This window comes from Streptomyces desertarenae (assembly GCF_042681365.1).
Taxonomy (GTDB): Bacteria; Actinomycetota; Actinomycetes; order Streptomycetales; family Streptomycetaceae; genus Streptomyces; species Streptomyces desertarenae.
This window is the reverse complement of the sequence record NZ_JBHUFU010000008.1, coordinates 191,555-206,415: the sequence shown is the minus strand read 5'-3', so window position 1 is coordinate 206,415 and position 14,861 is coordinate 191,555. Positions and strand designations below refer to the sequence as shown.

Annotated in this window: 16 protein-coding genes; 8 read left to right on the top strand and 8 right to left on the bottom strand. The window is 76.0% G+C overall.

What is annotated here, in order from left to right:
* Positions 1–150: 150 nt before the first annotated feature.
* Positions 151–1,371, top strand: a complete 1,221-nt coding sequence (locus tag ACFSJS_RS15615; protein ID WP_380900673.1) for a CapA family protein — start codon at positions 151–153, stop codon at positions 1,369–1,371.
* Positions 1,372–1,390: 19 nt separating this feature from the next.
* On the opposite strand, the gene ACFSJS_RS15610 is transcribed toward ACFSJS_RS15615, so the two are convergent.
* Together ACFSJS_RS15610 and ACFSJS_RS15605 are read right to left on the bottom strand one after the other, a co-directional pair.
* Complete coding sequence (locus ACFSJS_RS15610) at positions 1,391–2,263, bottom strand: undecaprenyl-diphosphate phosphatase (RefSeq protein WP_380900671.1); 873 nt, start codon at positions 2,261–2,263, stop codon at positions 1,391–1,393.
* Between the two features lie 54 nt (positions 2,264–2,317).
* Positions 2,318–3,187 (bottom strand): TVP38/TMEM64 family protein, encoded by an 870-nt coding sequence (locus tag ACFSJS_RS15605; protein WP_380900812.1) that lies wholly within the window; start codon positions 3,185–3,187, stop codon positions 2,318–2,320.
* Between the two features lie 156 nt (positions 3,188–3,343).
* Here ACFSJS_RS15605 and ACFSJS_RS15600 point away from each other — a divergent pair, with 156 nt between their 5' ends.
* A complete protein-coding gene (locus tag ACFSJS_RS15600; RefSeq protein WP_380900810.1) occupies positions 3,344–4,171 on the top strand; it encodes a spermidine synthase in 828 nt (275 codons plus the stop codon).
* Here ACFSJS_RS15600 and ACFSJS_RS15595 read toward each other — a convergent pair.
* The 3 genes from ACFSJS_RS15595 to ACFSJS_RS15585 form a co-directional block, all read right to left on the bottom strand.
* Complete coding sequence (locus ACFSJS_RS15595; RefSeq protein WP_380900669.1) at positions 4,111–5,493, bottom strand: MFS transporter; 1,383 nt, start codon at positions 5,491–5,493, stop codon at positions 4,111–4,113. The two genes, ACFSJS_RS15600 and ACFSJS_RS15595, sit on opposite strands and share 61 nt — an antisense overlap.
* Entirely contained in the window at positions 5,493–6,539 is a 1,047-nt protein-coding gene (locus ACFSJS_RS15590) for a DUF8017 domain-containing protein (RefSeq protein ID WP_380900667.1), read from the bottom strand. The genes ACFSJS_RS15595 and ACFSJS_RS15590 overlap by 1 nt, the downstream gene beginning before the upstream one ends.
* A 108-nt stretch (positions 6,540–6,647) precedes the next feature.
* Positions 6,648–7,193: a gamma carbonic anhydrase family protein gene (locus ACFSJS_RS15585; protein ID WP_380900665.1), complete on the bottom strand. Its 546-nt coding sequence runs from the start codon at positions 7,191–7,193 to the stop codon at positions 6,648–6,650.
* Positions 7,194–7,353: 160 nt separating this feature from the next.
* Between ACFSJS_RS15585 and ACFSJS_RS15580 the strand changes: the two genes are divergently transcribed.
* From ACFSJS_RS15580 to ACFSJS_RS15570, 3 genes are all read left to right on the top strand, one after another.
* Positions 7,354–8,214: an acyltransferase gene (locus ACFSJS_RS15580; RefSeq protein WP_380900663.1), complete on the top strand. Its 861-nt coding sequence runs from the start codon at positions 7,354–7,356 to the stop codon at positions 8,212–8,214.
* 152 nt (positions 8,215–8,366) lie between these two features.
* Positions 8,367–8,918 (top strand): YbaK/EbsC family protein, encoded by a 552-nt coding sequence (locus ACFSJS_RS15575; protein ID WP_380900661.1) that lies wholly within the window; start codon positions 8,367–8,369, stop codon positions 8,916–8,918.
* Positions 8,919–8,961: 43 nt separating this feature from the next.
* On the top strand, positions 8,962–9,339 hold the full coding sequence (locus ACFSJS_RS15570; RefSeq protein WP_380900659.1) for a hypothetical protein: 378 nt from the start codon (positions 8,962–8,964) through the stop codon (positions 9,337–9,339).
* A gap of 78 nt (positions 9,340–9,417) precedes the next feature.
* Here the strand turns inward: ACFSJS_RS15570 and ACFSJS_RS15565 are convergent, their stop codons facing one another.
* Both ACFSJS_RS15565 and ACFSJS_RS15560 read right to left on the bottom strand, forming a co-directional pair.
* On the bottom strand, positions 9,418–9,825 hold the full coding sequence (locus ACFSJS_RS15565) for a CoA-binding protein (RefSeq protein WP_380900658.1): 408 nt from the start codon (positions 9,823–9,825) through the stop codon (positions 9,418–9,420).
* A 51-nt stretch (positions 9,826–9,876) separates the two neighbouring features.
* Complete coding sequence (locus ACFSJS_RS15560) at positions 9,877–10,284, bottom strand: RidA family protein (RefSeq protein ID WP_380900657.1); 408 nt, start codon at positions 10,282–10,284, stop codon at positions 9,877–9,879.
* 74 nt (positions 10,285–10,358) lie between these two features.
* Here ACFSJS_RS15560 and ACFSJS_RS15555 point away from each other — a divergent pair, with 74 nt between their 5' ends.
* The 3 genes from ACFSJS_RS15555 (at position 10,359) to ACFSJS_RS15545 (ending at position 13,717) form a co-directional block, all read left to right on the top strand.
* Positions 10,359–11,291 carry a LysR family transcriptional regulator gene (locus ACFSJS_RS15555; protein WP_380900655.1) on the top strand — a complete coding sequence of 311 codons (933 nt, stop codon included), beginning with the start codon at positions 10,359–10,361 and terminating at the stop codon, positions 11,289–11,291.
* 9 nt (positions 11,292–11,300) lie between these two features.
* Positions 11,301–11,927, top strand: a complete 627-nt coding sequence (locus tag ACFSJS_RS15550; RefSeq protein ID WP_380900653.1) for a YigZ family protein — start codon at positions 11,301–11,303, stop codon at positions 11,925–11,927.
* 428 nt (positions 11,928–12,355) lie between these two features.
* Entirely contained in the window at positions 12,356–13,717 is a 1,362-nt protein-coding gene (locus ACFSJS_RS15545; RefSeq protein WP_380900651.1) for an exopolysaccharide biosynthesis polyprenyl glycosylphosphotransferase, read from the top strand.
* A 55-nt stretch (positions 13,718–13,772) separates the two neighbouring features.
* On the opposite strand, the gene ACFSJS_RS15540 is transcribed toward ACFSJS_RS15545, so the two are convergent.
* A complete protein-coding gene (locus ACFSJS_RS15540; RefSeq protein ID WP_380900649.1) occupies positions 13,773–14,717 on the bottom strand; it encodes a GDP-L-fucose synthase family protein in 945 nt (314 codons plus the stop codon).
* Positions 14,718–14,861: the final 144 nt, after the last annotated feature.

Below are 14,861 nucleotides of genomic sequence, written 5' to 3'. Positions count from 1 at the left end.
GCGCACATTCCAGCATCCGCGCGGCCCGTTCGCCCGGTCGGCCCACCGGCGCCCTCCCCCGGGGTGCCGCCCCCGGCGCGCCCGCCCACGCTGCCGGAGAAGAGGGACGGCGCGGCCGTCCGGGGGCGGCACCGACGGACGGAGGCGGAGATGCGCGGAACGCACGGCGGGACACGGGCGGAGCGGAACCGGCGGACGGCGGCGGACCGCCGGCCGGACCACCCGGAGCAAAGGGGCGCCGCACACGGCGGCCGAATACGCGCCGCGGCCCCGGCGGCCGTCCTCCTGGCGCTCGCCGCCCTGGCCTCGTGCACCGGAGGCGGCGCCCCGGGCGCCGCCGGAGCGGACGCGGCGCCCGCCGACCGGCGGCGGCCCTTCACGGTGGTCGCCACCGGCGACATCATCCCGTACCCCTCGATCATCCGGCAGGCCCGTCTGGACGCGGGCGGGGAGGGCCACGACTTCACCCGCATCCTGGCCGGGGTGAAGCCCGTCGTGGCCCCCGCCGACATCGCGCTGTGCCACATGGAGACCCCCTACGGCGACGAGGACGGCCCCTTCACCGGCTACCCGCTGTTCCGCTCGCCGCCGCACCTGGCCCGGGCGCTGCGGGCGACGGGCTACGACAGCTGCTCGACCGCCTCCAACCACAGCCTCGACGACGGCTTCGACGGGGTGCGCCGCACCCTGGACGCGCTGGACGAGGCCGGGGTGCGGCACGCGGGCACGGCCCGCAGCGCGGCGGAGGCCGCCCGCCCGGCCGTGCTGCGAGCCGGCGGCGCCCGGGTCGCCCACCTCGCCTACACCTACGGCACCAACGGCGTCCCGCTGCCGGAGGGACGGCCCTGGGCGGTACGGCTGCTGGAGCCGGAGCAGGTGATCGCCGACGCGCGCGCCGCCCGCCGGGCCGGGGCCGACGTGGTGCTCGTCAGCGTCCACTGGGGCACCGAGTGGCAGCAGGCCCCCGACGCGGCGCAGCTCCGCCTCGCCGAGGAGCTGACCGCCGCCCGCACCGGCGGCCGCAAGGACATCGACCTGGTCGTCGGCACCCACAACCACGTCCCGCAGCCCTACGAGAAGGTGAACGGGACCTGGGTGGTCTACGGGCTCGGCGACCAGGTCGCCAGCTTCGCCCCGGCCGACAAGCGCAGCGGCAACGAGGGCTCGATGGCCCGCTTCACCTTCACCCCCGGGCCCGGCGGCGGCTGGGCGGTGGAGCGGGCGGAGTTCCTGGTCGGCCACTCCGACACCGGTCCGCCCTTCCGCGTCGTCCGCGCCACCGCCGAGCACTTCCCCGAGGTGTACGAGCGGGTGCGCGAGGCGGTGCTGAGCCGGGGGGCCGCCGCGGACGGGCTGACCGGGGCCCGGTGACCGGCGCGGCCGGGGTGCCTCAGCCCACCGGGTCGCCCGCGTGGGGCGAGATCACCCCGGCCGCGACGAGCCCGAATATCAGCAGGCCCAGCAGGATCCGGTAGACCACGAACGGCATGAAGCTCTTCGTGGAGATGAACTTCATGAACCAGGCGATGACCGCGTAGGCCACCAGGAAGGCCAGGGCGGTGGCGAAGGCGGTCGGCCCCCAGGAGACGTGCCCCTCGCCGATCTCCGTCAGCTCGAAGAGGCCGGAGGCGAGGACGGCGGGGATGGCCAGCAGGAAGGAGTAGCGGGCGGCCGCCTCCCGGGAGTACCCCATGAACAGGCCGCCGCTGATCGTCGCGCCCGACCGGGACACGCCCGGGATCAGGGCCATCGCCTGGGCCATGCCGTACAGCAGGCCGTCGCGCACGGTCAGCTTCTCCAGGCCCTTGCGCTCCCGCACGGCCCGGTGCCGCCCCCCGCTCGCGTCGCGCGCCGCCAGCCGGTCGGCCACGCCGAGCACGATGCCCAGCACGATCAGCGTCGTGGCGATCAGCCGCAGGTCGCGGAAGGGGCCCTCGATGTGGTCCTTGAGGGTCAGGCCCAGCACGCCGATCGGTATCGAGCCGACGATCACCAGCCAGCCCAGCTTGGCGTCGTGGTCACCGCGCGCCTGCCGGTCGTGCAGGGAACGGAACCAGGCGGAGACGATCCGCGCGATGTCCTTGCGGAAGTAGATCAGCACGGCGGCCTCGGTGCCGATCTGGGTGACGGCGGTGAAGGCCGCGCCGGGGTCCTTCCACCCCGCGAAGACCGCGGTCAGCCGCAGGTGGGCGCTGGAGGAGATGGGGAGGAACTCGGTCAGCCCCTGGACGAGCCCGAGGATGAACGCTTCGAACCAAGACATGTCGGGTGTGCTCGTCCCTGCTTCTTGATGATCTTCGGTCGGGTCGGGCAGATGCTATGGCCGATCCGGAACGGGCAGGGAAACGGCGGGCGAACGCCTGTCTCCCGCGCGTACCGGGGCGGTGACGGCTGCGCGCGGCGGCTCCCCCGGCGCGGCCCCACCGGCTCCGGCCGCCGGACCGGGCCGCCGGGCCGCCCGTACCCGCCGCGGCCCCGGCCGCCTGCGCCAGGCGACGAGGGCCGCGACCGCCGCGGGGACGGCGACGGCCGCGGACGCGACGAGGAAGGCCGGCGAGGTCGGCTCCGCCGCCCGGCTGCCCGCGACGGCGTACGCGGCGGTGTTGGGCACGCAGCCCAGCGCGGTGGCGGCCAGGAACGCCGAGCAGCGCACCCGGGTCACCGAGGCCCCGTAGTTGGAGACGGCGAACGGGATGCCCGGCAGCACCCGCAGCACCAGCACGGAGCGGAAGCCGTGGCGGCCCAGTCGCCGGTCGCCGGCCTCCATCCAGCGCCCCCGCACCAGCAGCGGGCGCAGCGCGTCCCGGCCCAGCAGCCGCCCGAGGCCGAAGGCGATGCCGGCTCCCAGCACCGTCCCGGCCACGGCCGCCGCCGTGCCCGCCCAGGCCCCGAAGAAGGCGCCCGCGGCCAGGTTCAGCACCGGTCTGGGCACCAGGGCCGCCGTGCACAGGCCGTAGGCGACGGCGAACGCGGCCACCGCCGCGGCCCCGGAGGGCCGGGGCAGCTCGGCGCCGGTCAGCAGCCGCTGCGGTTCGTGGAGGGCCACCGCGGTGGCGGCGGCGGCCAGCAGCACGGCGAGGAGGGACAGACGGGACCAGGGGGAGAACAACACCGAGGCGCACCGGGCGGCGGGGCCTGCGGGCTGCCGGACGGGGACAGGCACCGGGGGAGCGTAACCGACGAAGATGACGCACGCGCCCGGAAGCGGCCCCGGCCCCCTGCCCGGCCCCGTGCGTCCACCGGTCAGAATGGCCCGGTGGACGACACGACGGGCAGGGCGGGCGGCGCGGACCGGACCGGGGACGCGGGGCACGGGGACGGAGCGGACGACGGACGGGTACCGGTGACCGCCGCCGTGGAGCACGGCACCGCGCGGCTGCTGCCGGACGTGGACCGGGCACGGGCCTGGCTGCTCACCGTCGACGGCGCGCCCCAGTCGTACGTCGACCTCGACGACCCGTCCCACCTGGAGTTCGAGTACACGCGCCGCATCGCCCACGTCCTGGACCTCGCCGCCCCTCCCGGCGCACCGCTGGACGTCCTGCACCTGGGCGGCGGCGCCCTGACCCTCCCCCGCCACCTGGCGGCCGCCCGCCCCGGCTCCCGCCAGTGGGTGGTGGACTCCGACCGGGCACTGCTCGCCCTGGTCGCCGAGCACCTGCCGCTGCCGGGGGACGGCGGGATCGAGGTGCGGGCCCGGGACGCGCGGGAGGCGCTGCGGGAGCGGCCGCCGGCGTCGGCGGACGTGGTGGTGGCCGACGTCTTCGGCGGCTCGCGCGTCCCGGCCCACCTGACCACCCTCGGCTACGCGCGGGAGGCGGCCCGGGTGCTGCGGCCGGACGGGACGTACGTCGCCAACCTCGCCGACGCCGCGCCGTTCGCCTTCCTCCGCTCCCAGCTGGCCGGTCTCCGCGCCGCCTTCGGCCGGGTGTGCCTGGTCGCCGAGCCCGCCGTGCTGCGCGGACGCCGCTTCGGCAACGCCGTGCTGGTCGCCTCCCGGACCGAGCCGCCCGTGGCGGAGCTGGCCCGGCGGGCCGCCGCCGACCCGTTCCCCGCCCGGGTGGTGCACGGCGGCGCCCTGGAGCGCCTGGTGGGGGACGCCCGCCCGGTTCAGGACGGCGAGTCGGCGCCCTCGCCGGTGCCGCCGGACGGCGCCTTCACGGTCGGCTGACCGCCGGGGGCGACCACGGGGGCGCCGGGTGTCCCCGAGCCGCCGGAGGCGACGGGCGCACCGGAGGCGGACAGGGCGCCGCGCCGGGAGAGGTTCCGCACGTCCGGCACGCACAGCACCGCGGCCGTGAGCAGCACCACCAGCGCCGAGCAGCCCCACAGCGCCGCCGGCCGTCCCACCAGCGCCTCGACCGGTCCGGCCGCGGCGGTGGCGAGGGGCACCAGGGCGATGGAGCCCAGCCAGTCGTAGGCGGAGACCCGGGAGAACTTCTCCTCGGGCACCTCCTGGTGCAGGGCCGTCATCCAGGCCACCCCGAACACCTCGAGCGTGACACCGGTGGCGAACATCGCCGCGATCAGCCACGCCACGGGCACCGGCACCGCCAGCGCGGCCGAGGGCAGTGCCAGCGGGAAGACGCACAGCGTGCCGGCGAGCAGGATGCGGCGCGGCTTCCAGCGGACCATCAGCAGCCCGCCCAGCACCGTGCCCGCCCCGTAGGCGGCCAGCGCCAGCCCCCACGGCCGGGCGCCGCCCAGGTGCTCCTCGGCGACCTGCGGCCCGTACACCGCCTCGGCCGCCGCGACCACCGCGTTGACGACGGAGAACTGCACGACGATCGCCCACAGCCAGGGCCGCCCCGCCACCTCGCGCCAGCCGTCGCGCAGATCGCCCAGCAGCCCGCCGCCCGGCGCGCGCTCGGGCATGCCGCCCAGGTCGAGGAAGGCGCGCAGCGCCCCGGCCAGCGCGAAGGCGGCGGCGTCCACGGCCAGCACCCAGCCGGGGCCGAAGGCGGCGATCAGCGCGCCGCCGAGCGCCGCGCCCCCGATGGAGGCGCCGTTGACGCCCATGCGGAAGACGGCGAAGGCGCGCCCGGCCTGCTCGCCGCGGACGCTGGCCAGCACCATCCCCTCGGCGGCCGGGGCGAAGAACGCGTGGCCGGTGCCGCCCAGCGCGGAGAGCACCGCCATCTGCCACAGCCGGGCCTCCCCGGTGATCACCAGCACCGCGAAGAGGCCCTGGGAGACGCAGTTGAGCGCGTTGGCCGCCACCATCACCCGGTGGCGGGGCAGCCGGTCGGCGACGGCCCCGCCGACCAGCAGCAGGACGACCAGGGGAACGGTGCGCGCGGCGGCGACCAGCCCCACGTCGGTGCCGTCGCCGCCCGACTCGAGCACGGCGAACGCCGCCGCGATCAGTGCGCCCGAGTTGCCCAGGCCGGTGACCACGGCGGCGGCGGTCAGCAGGGTGTAGTTGCGTCCGGCCCAGGCGGGGCGGGCCGGACGCCCCGCCTCCCGCCCGCCGCCGTTCGCCCCCGGGTGCATCAGTCCTCCTCGGCGTAGGGCCGCAGGCTCCCGGTCATCTTGTCGATGACGTCCTGGGAGACCTCGTCACCGACCCCGGCGTCGGTGACGAGCACCCAGATGCGCAGGTCGTTGCTGCCGTCGATCCAGGAGACGGCGACGGCCTTGCCGTCGGCGTCGCACTTGCTCTCCTTCTTCACCCCCGTGGCCGTGGCGGTGGCGATGTGACCGGTGATCCCGTGCTTGTTGGAGAACTCCTTCGCCTCGGTGCGCCTGACGGTCTCCTTCTGCTCGCCGTACGCGAAGTAGACGAAGTTCTCCGCGGCGCGCTCGGCACCCTCGGCGGTGTTGCGGGAGCCCTGGCCGCCCTTGCTGCCGACGACGGCGCGGGTGTACTTGTTGCCGTCGTCCTCGCACCAGCCCTGCTTGTGGTAGGCCGGGCCGCTGAAGGCGACCTGCGGCCCGGCGAAGGGGTTGTCCTTCTCCTTCTGCCCGTACCCGATGATCATCGTCTCCGAGTCGACCTTCCAGTCGGCCGGGACGTCGAAGGCGTTGTGGTGCTTGGCGTTGGTGACGACCTTCCAGCCGGGCACCACCGGGCCGGGCTTCTCCGGGGCGCGGCCGTCGCGCGGGTTGCCGGGGTCGTCCTCGTGCTCGCCGGGCTCCTCGGACGGGGCGCTCCCCCCGGTGGAGGGCCCGGCGCTGGGGGAGGCGGTCGTGGCGCCGCCTCCGGCGTCACTCCCCCCGCCGTCGTCCCCCAGCAGGACGACACCGGTGACCACGGAGGCGGCGATCACGGCGGCGGCCGCGACGACGGCTATCGCGGCGCCCCTGCCGCCCCTGCCGCCCCCGCCGTGCGGCGGCGGGGCGCCGGGCGCCGGGGGGTGGCCCCAGGGGGCGCCGGGCTGGTCCTGCCGGTACGGGCCCGGGGTCTGGTACCCCGGCGCCTGGTATCCCGGTGCCCGGTACGGGTTGGGCGCCTGGTACCCCGGTGTCCGGTACGGGTTGGGCTGCTGCGGGTTCTGCGGGTTCTGCTCGCCCCCGGGCTGCTGCTGTCCTGGCCACATGGAGCAGAACACTAAGGGCGCGGCCCGGCGGCGGCCACGGCCGCCCCCGCATCGGTACGGACCCGGTACACCGCGGAACCGGAGCGGTCCGGCGGTGCGCCGGACCCGTCAGGCGCCGTCCCCCCGGACGGCGAGGGTGTCCCGGTGGGTGCCGGCCAGCTCCCGGTAGACCGCGGCGTTCAGCCGGATGCCCTCCAGCTCCTCGGGGGTCAGCTCCCGCCGGACGCGGGCGGGCACCCCCGCGACCAGGGAGCCGGGCGGGACCTCCATGCCCTGCGGCACCAGGGCGTGCGCCGCCACCAGCGAACCGGCTCCCACCCGGGCGCCGTTGAGCACGGTGGAGCCCATGCCGATCAGCACGTCGTTCCCGACGGTGCAGCCGTGCAGCACCGCGTTGTGCCCCACCGAGACGCCCGTCCCCACCACCACGGGGAAGCCGGGGTCGGCGTGCACCGTGCAGTTGTCCTGGACGTTGCTGCCGGCGCCCACGGTGATGGCGGCGCAGTCACCGCGCAGCACCGCGTTGTACCAGACGCCCGAGCCCGCACCGAGCTCCACCTCCCCGACCACCACGGCGGTCGGGGCGACGTACGCCTCCGGGTCGACCACCGGTTCCCTGCCCGCCACGCCCGCGATCATCGCCCGCCTCTCCATCCGTGCCGCACTCCGGCTCCTCCGGTCCGACGTCCCGCCGTGCCGCGCCCCGCACGTGATCACGGCTCCACCGAACCGTACGCGACGGGCCCGCGGGGGTGGGGTGAGGATCACAGCGCGGGGGTCGGCGCGCCGCGCCCGGGACGTCTACCGTGAGCGGGTGCCCAACGACAGGAACACGTTCTCATCCCGTCTCTCCAGCACCGTGTCCCGCCTGACCTCCCGCACGGCGTCCCGCGCGGTGCACGCGCTGTGGCGGTACGCGCAGCGGGCCGGTGCCGTCACGGCCCGGACCCCGGGGCCGCACGTGTTCCGCCGCATCGGCGAGGGCACCCGGCTGGCCTTCCCGCAGGGCACCCTCTTCGGCACCGAGTGGATCGAGCTGGGCGACCACTGCGTGATCGGCGCCGAGGTGACGCTGACCGCGGGGATGATGCCCGGCCTCGACCTCGGGCCGGAGACGGTGCTGCGGCTGGGCGACGGGGTGGTGCTCGGACGCGGCAGCCACGTGGTCGCCGACACGGCCGCGGCCGGTGTGACGATCGGGAACGACGTCTTCTGCGGCCCGTACGTCTACATCACCTCCACCAACCACTCCTACGACGACCCCTGCCTGCCGGTCGGCCGGCAGTGGCCGCGGTCGGCGCCCGTGGAGATCGGCCCGGGCGGCTGGCTGGGCACGGGGGCGGTGGTGCTGCCGGGGGCGAGGCTGGGGCGGAACGTGGTGGTGGCGGCCGGATCGGTGGTGCGCGGCGAGGTGCCCGACCACGCGGTGGTCGCCGGAGCGCCCGCGCGCGTCGTGCGGCGCTGGGATCCCGAGGACGGCTGGCAGCCCCCGCTGCGCACCCCGCCGCCGGCGCCGCTCCCGGAGGGGGTCACCTCCGGGCAGCTCCTCGCCCTGGCCGCGCTCGGCGACGCCCCCGCGGAGGCAGGGGGCAGACTGGAGGGGGCGGGTCCGCCGCCGGACGGGGCGCCGGCCGCCGGGACGGAACGGGAGACCGACGGGATGCGTACGCCGTGAGCAACCGGAACCTGCGCCTGCTGCTGCTCTTCGCCGTGGCCCTGCACGGCCTGGCGCTGCTGCTGTACGTGGCCCGCAACCACTGGTTCTAGCCGCCCCGAGCCCCGTCCGGCGGCCCGCGGGCCGCCGGACGGGGCTGCTAGCGTGCGGGCATGCGTGCACCCATCGGAGAGTTCGCCGAGGCCTGGCCGGTCACCGACAAGCTCGACCTGCTCGCCCCGCCCGTCGCCGACGCGCTGCGCGGCCCCGTCCCGGCCGACGGCGTCGTCTACGTCGACAGCGACCCGGACGACGCCGACACCGCCCGCTTCGGCGAGGTCCACGCCGTCCCGCCGGAGCACTCGGCCAACTGCGTGGTCGTCGCCGGCCGCCGCGGCCAGGAGACCACCCTGGCCGCCTGCGTGGTCCTGGCCCACACCCGCGCCGACGTCAACCGCCTGGTCCGGCGCGAGCTGGGCGCCCGCAAGGTCTCCTTCGCGCCCATGGAGACCGCCGTCGGCGAGTCCGGCATGGAGTACGGCGGCATCACCCCCGTCGGCCTGCCCGAGGCCTGGCCGCTGCTGGTGGACGCCGCCGTCGCCGACACCGAGTACGTGGTGATCGGCAGCGGACGCCGCCGCGGCAAGCTGCTGGTGCCCGGCAAGCTCCTCGCCCGTCTGCCCGGCGCACGGGTGCTGGAGGGGCTGGGCGTCCCGGTCGTCTGATCCCCCGGGCACCGGAACGGCCCGCGGGCGTTACTCTGCCCGCATGTCGATCCACGATGAGCTGCTCGTCGGCATCGCCGAGATGGTGGAGACCGAGCAGAGCAATCAGATGCCCCTCACCGTGGTGGTGCCCGGTGCGGTCATCACCGGCAGGCTGGCACCCGAGGCCGTCTGGAAGGCGCGGGTGGCCGAGGTCCTGCGGGACTCCGAACGGCTCAAGCCGTTCGCCGAGCTCTTCGGCACCACCGGGGCGGAGGCCCGCCGGGACGGCGGGCGCACCCGGCCCACCCACCTGCACCTGCACGTGGCGCGCATCCTCCAGGGGAGCTACGGCCTGCCCGACACCGGGGGGATGTACCGCGTCGCCATCGACGCGGTCAGCAGCTGGACACTGGGGGAGCTCAGCTACTCCGACGGGTGACGGCGGGGTCCGGCGGGGCGGTGCCCGCCCCGCCGGACCAGGGCCGCACCCGCCCCCGCCGGTCCGGGACCGGCGGGGTCAGCCCAGCCGCGGGATCTCGATCGCCGGGCAGCGGTCCATCACCATCTCCAGGCCGGCCGCACGGGTGCGCTCGTACGCCGCCTCGTCGACCACGCCCAGCTGGAACCAGACGGCCTTCGCCCCCACGGCGACCGCCTCGTCCGCGACGCCGCCCGCCAGGCGGGAGTTGACGAACACGTCCACGACGTCGACGGGGAAGGGGATCTCGGCCAGCGAGGAGTAGCCCTTCTCGCCGTGCACCGTCTCGGCCTTCGGATGGACGGGAACGATCCGCTTGCCGAACCGCTGGAGCACCTGCGCCACACCCCAGGCGGCACGGTCCCGGTTGGAGGACAGGCCGACCACGGCCCAGGTGTCGCCGCTCCCGGTCAGGATCCTGCGGACTGTCTCTGCGTCTGCGTACATGCCCCTGCCAACCGGTGTCCCGCCCGCGCCATTCCCGCGCCGCCCGCCGTGTCACCGGCCGGCGGCGCCCTCCGCCGCGGGCAGCCTGGCGTCCACCTCGATCTCGAACCTCATCCGGGGATCGGCCAGACCGCACACCAGCATCGTGGCGGCGGGGCGGACGGGGCCGAAGTGGCGGCGCAGGACCGGCCGGCACCGGGCGAAGTCCTCGCGGTGCGGCAGCAGGTAGCGCACCCGGACCACGTCGGACAGGGAGCAGCCCGCCTCGGCGAGCGCGGCCCGGACGTTCCGCAGGCACTGCTCGGCCTGCTCCACCACGTCCTCGGAGATCGTCATGGTCGCGTAGTCGAAGCCGGTCGTCCCGGAGAGGTACACCCGGTCGCCGTCGACCACCGCCCGGGCGTAGCCGATCTCCTCCTCGAAGGCGGAGCCGCTCAGGATCACTCGCCGCTGCGTCATGGACACGGACGCTAGGGCGGCGGGGGGCGACGCGTCCAATACGTCCGACGGCATCCCGTGATATCTCCAGGGGTATGGACCGCCCCGAACTGGCTCTCGGACAGTTGCACGCCTTCGCCGTGCTCGCCGAGGAACTGCACTTCGGCCGCGCGGCCGAGCGGCTGGGCGTGGCGCAGCCGCCGCTGAGCCGGCAGATCCACCGGCTGGAGGAGCGGGTCGGCCACCGGCTGCTCGTCCGGCGCCCCGGCCGGATCTCGCTCACCGAGGCCGGACGGGAGCTGCTGCCCGCCGCGCGGCGGGCCCTGGAGGAGGTCGAGACGGGCCTGAGGGCCGCGCGCCTGGCCGGCAGCGGGCTCTCCGGCCGGCTGCGGATCGGGTTCGCCGCCTCGCTCGCGACGACCGTGCTGCCCGGGGTGCTGCGGGCCTTCCGGGACCGCTGCCCCCAGGTGGAGCTGGACATCCGGGAGATGACCACCGCGCCCCAGACGGCCGCCCTGCTCGGGGGCGCGATCGACGTGGGGCTGATGCGGGAGCCGCCCGACGAGCCCGGCCTGGCGGCCCGGCCCGTCCTGTCCGAGGGGTTCGTCGCGGTCCTGCCGGCCGCCCACCCCCTGGCCGCGCGCCGTACCGTCCCCCTGCGGGAGCTGGCCGGCGAACCGTTCGTGCTGCTGCCCCGCGACGCCGGGCCGACGGTCCACGACCGGATCACCGGGGTGTGCCGTGCGGCGGGTTTCGAGCCCCGTCCCGGGCAGCGCGCGGTGGAGTGGCAGACGGTCTGCGCGCTCGTGGCGGCCGGGCTCGGGGTCTCGCTGGCCCCCGAGAGCGTCCGGCGGCTCCGCCTGGCCGGGGTGGCCTACCGCCGCACCGACCACCCCGAAGCACGCACCACCGTGGCGGTGTGCCACCGGCGCGGCGAGCCGGGACCGCTGGTCGCGCGGTTCGTGGCGGCCGTCCTGGGCGGGCGCGCGGACGAGGGCGCCGGGCCCTCGGCGGGGGACCTGATCTAGGCTGGCCGGATGCGGGAGCAGTACGTGACGGTCGCCGGCGAGGGCGTGCACGAGACCGAGGTCAACCGGTCGCGCTTCATCTGCACGCTCGCCCCCGCCGCCACCGAGGAGGAGGCGCAGGCGTTCGTCGCCCGCGTCCGCGCCCGGTACGCGGACGCCACCCACAACTGCTGGGCCTACGTCGTCGGCGCCGACGCCGGGGTGCAGCGGGCGAGCGACGACGGCGAGCCCGGCGGCACGGCCGGGGCCCCCATGCTCCAGATGCTGCTGCGCCGCGAGGTCCGCTACGCCGCCGCCGTCGTCACGCGCTACTTCGGCGGGGTGAAGCTGGGCGCGGGCGGGCTGATCCGCGCCTACGGCGGCGCGGTGGGCGAGGCCCTGGACGCCGTGGGCACCGTCACCAGGCGGCGGATGAGGCTGGTCACGGTCACGGTGGACCACCAGCGGGCCGGGCGGATCGAGAACGACCTGCGCAGCGGCGGGCGGGACGTGCGGGGCGTGCACTACGGCGCCGAGGTCGCCATCGAGGTGGGGCTGCCCGAGGCCGAGGTGGACGCCTTCCGGGCATGGCTCGCCGACGCCACCGCGGGCACCGCCCGGCTGGAGCTGGGCGGCGAGGCGTACGGGGCCGGATGACCGCGGGCCGCGGCGGGGGCCGGGGAGGGCCGCCGCGCACGGCCGGACCGGTGCCGCGGGGGCCGCGGTCCGCCGCGGAGGGGGAGCGGGGGAGCCGGGGGCGCGGCCACATGCCCGCCGGTGATCTTCACGTCCCACGTGAACCGCGCGTCGCAGTCGTCAACAGCTTGGGTAAACAGCAGCGAACATAAGCATTCCTGTTCTAGTCTTCCCTCTCGGTACGGAGGCGACTGCACAGCCGGCGGTTTCGGATGTGCAGGGGGGAAGGGGACGCCGACCGAATAGGGGGGCATGGCTTGTCCGAAGCTGCCGGCCCGCGGGTCATCGATTCGCCCGCGGGGTTAGCCGAGCCGTTTCGTGTCCGGGCAGGTGGGCGGGGGAGGAGGCGAAGACCCGAGGGCGAGTGGCGCCTTCCGGTGGTTCTGACGGTGGATCTGCTGGGTGCCGCCACACCGGTGGGCGTGCTGGTCGCCGTGGAGGGGCAGCGGCATCCGCTGCTGACCGGCGTGCTGGTCGGCGCCGCCTGGCCGCTGACCGCGGCGCTGCGGGGGCGCTACGCCCCGGGGGTGATCGGGCACAGCCGCGCCGTGCTGCCGGTGGTCCGCGACTGGCTGGTGATGCTGGGCGTGCTGGCCTCGGTGTGCGTGGTGGCGCGGCTGGAGGTGTCGGCCGCCGTGTGGGCCGCGGCGCTGCTGCCGTGCCTGGCGGTGACCGCCGTGCACCGCAAGCTGGCGTACCACCACACCCTGGCGCTGCGCCGCAGCGCCAGGGGGCTGCGGCGGGTGCTCGTGGTGGGGGAGGCCGGGGTCGTCGACGGCCTGCTGGCGCGGCTGGCGGCACGCACGGACGACGAGTACCTGGTGGTCGGGAGCTGCGTGGTCGACGACGGTGCGGCCGACCCCGCGCTGCCGGTCTCCGCCCGGCTCCCGGCCGGCGGCGGCAGCTCCGGGCAGGAGGACGCGGACGTCGTCCTCGCGTGCGCGGTGGAGCTCGACGCCGATCTGGTCTTCGTCGCCCCGGGGCGGCGGCTGTCGGGCGACCGGCTGCGCCGGCTGGCCTGGGCGCTGCACGACGACGGCCGGGACCTGGCCGTCGTCCCCGGCCTCGTCGACGTCTCGCTGCACCGGCTGCGGCCGGCGCGGGCCGCGGGGCTGACGGTGCTGCACGTGGTCCCGGCGGCGCGGCGCGGCCTGCCGGTGCTGCTGAAGCGGGTCACCGACGTGGTGGGGGCCCTGGTGCTGGCGGTGCTGCTGGCGCCCCTGCTGCTGGCGGTCGCGCTGGCGGTGCGCCTGTCGTCGCCGGGGCCGGTGATCTACCGGCAGGTGCGGGTGGGCCGGGGGCGCAGACCGTTCCGGATGTGGAAGTTCCGCACGATGGTGGACTCCGCCGACCGGCTGCGCTCCGCCCTGGAGGCGGCCAACGAGCACGACGGGGCGATGTTCAAGATGCGCCGGGACCCGCGGGTCACCCGGCTGGGGCGGTTCCTGCGCCGCTACTCCCTCGACGAACTGCCCCAGCTCTACAACGTGCTGGCCGGCCACATGTCGCTGGTCGGCCCGCGGCCGCCGCTGCCCGAGGAGGTGGAGCGGTACGACGGGGCGGAGCTGCGCAGGCTGTCGGTCAGACCCGGGATCACCGGACTGTGGCAGGTCAGCGGACGGTCCGACCTGTCGTGGGACGAGACCGTCGCGCTGGACCTGAGCTACGTGGACAACTGGCGCTACACCAAGGACGTCGACGTCCTGGCCCGTACGTTCCGAGCCGTGGTGAGCGCCCGTGGCGCCTACTAGGGCCCGCCGCGGCGAGGCGGCCGGAGTCCCCCGCCCGGACCCCGGCGGGGCCGGATCAGACCGGCTCCACCGCACCCCGCCAGGCACGGTAGGTGGCGGCGATCCCCTCCTCGAGCCCGATCGAGGGGGCCCAGCCCAGCGCGCGCATCCGGCTCACGTCGAGCAGTTTGCGCGGGGTCCCGTCGGGCCTGGCGGCGTCGAAGGCGATCCGGCCCCCGTAACCCACCACCGAGGCCACCTTCTCGGCCAGTTCGCGGATCGTCAGGTCCGCGCCGCAGCCGACGTTGACCGGATCGTCGCCGTCGTAGCGGCGCAGCAGCACCTCGCACGCGGCGGCCAGGTCGTCCACGTGCAGGAACTCGCGGCGCGGCGTGCCGGTGCCCCACAGCACGACCTCCGGCGCGCCCCCCTCCCGCGCCTCGTGGAAGCGGCGGATCAGGGCGGGCAGGACGTGCGAGGTCTCGGGGTCGAAGTTGTCGCCCGGCCCGTAGAGGTTGGTCGGCATCGCCGAGACGAAGGAGGCCCCGAACTGCCGCCGGTAGGACTGGATCTGCACGATCCCGGCGATCTTGGCCACGGCGTAGGCCTGGTTGGTCGGCTCCAGCGGGCCGGTCAGCAGGGCGTCCTCGGTGATCGGCTGGTCGGCGTGCCGGGGGTAGATGCAGCTCGACCCGAGGAAGAGCAGCCGCCGCACCCCGGCGGCGTGCGCCCCGGCGACCACGCCGAGCTGGATGCGGAGGTTGTCCTCCAGGAACGGGACGGGGTACGTGCTGTTGGCCATGATCCCGCCGACCTTCGCGGCGGCCAGGACCACGGCGTCGGGCCGGACGTCGCGCAGGTAGGAGGCGGTGGCGGCGCCGTCGCGCAGGTCGAGCTCGGCGCGGGAGCGGGTCAGCACCGTGTAGCCGCGGCCGGACAGGTGCCGGGCCACGGCGGAACCGACCAGACCGCGGTGCCCCGCGACGAAGACGCGGGCGGGCGGGGGCAGCAGATCATCCATGGCGGGGATTCTGCCAGGAAAGGCCATCCTTTCATCCAACTTCTGCTGAAATATCACCAGTTGCGACCGGTGGGCCGGACGGTGCCGCCGTCCGGCCCACCGGCGCCCGGTCCCCGCCCCGCCGTGGGGGACGGCCGGACGGGA

What these genes read in the sequence shown, in the direction of transcription:
- ACFSJS_RS15615 (WP_380900673.1), top strand. Translation starts at nt 151, where the DNA reads ATGCGCGGAACGCACGGCGGGACACGGGCGGAGCGGAACCGGCGGACG.
- ACFSJS_RS15610 (WP_380900671.1), bottom strand. Translation starts at nt 2,263, where the DNA reads ATGTCTTGGTTCGAAGCGTTCATCCTCGGGCTCGTCCAGGGGCTGACC.
- ACFSJS_RS15595 (WP_380900669.1), bottom strand. Translation starts at nt 5,493, where the DNA reads ATGCACCCGGGGGCGAACGGCGGCGGGCGGGAGGCGGGGCGTCCGGCC.
- ACFSJS_RS15590 (WP_380900667.1), bottom strand. Translation starts at nt 6,539, where the DNA reads ATGTGGCCAGGACAGCAGCAGCCCGGGGGCGAGCAGAACCCGCAGAAC.
- ACFSJS_RS15585 (WP_380900665.1), bottom strand. Translation starts at nt 7,193, where the DNA reads ATGGAGAGGCGGGCGATGATCGCGGGCGTGGCGGGCAGGGAACCGGTG.
- ACFSJS_RS15575 (WP_380900661.1), top strand. Translation starts at nt 8,367, where the DNA reads ATGCGTGCACCCATCGGAGAGTTCGCCGAGGCCTGGCCGGTCACCGAC.
- ACFSJS_RS15570 (WP_380900659.1), top strand. Translation starts at nt 8,962, where the DNA reads ATGTCGATCCACGATGAGCTGCTCGTCGGCATCGCCGAGATGGTGGAG.
- ACFSJS_RS15565 (WP_380900658.1), bottom strand. Translation starts at nt 9,825, where the DNA reads ATGTACGCAGACGCAGAGACAGTCCGCAGGATCCTGACCGGGAGCGGC.
- ACFSJS_RS15560 (WP_380900657.1), bottom strand. Translation starts at nt 10,284, where the DNA reads ATGACGCAGCGGCGAGTGATCCTGAGCGGCTCCGCCTTCGAGGAGGAG.
- ACFSJS_RS15555 (WP_380900655.1), top strand. Translation starts at nt 10,359, where the DNA reads ATGGACCGCCCCGAACTGGCTCTCGGACAGTTGCACGCCTTCGCCGTG.
- ACFSJS_RS15550 (WP_380900653.1), top strand. Translation starts at nt 11,301, where the DNA reads ATGCGGGAGCAGTACGTGACGGTCGCCGGCGAGGGCGTGCACGAGACC.
- ACFSJS_RS15540 (WP_380900649.1), bottom strand. Translation starts at nt 14,717, where the DNA reads ATGGATGATCTGCTGCCCCCGCCCGCCCGCGTCTTCGTCGCGGGGCAC.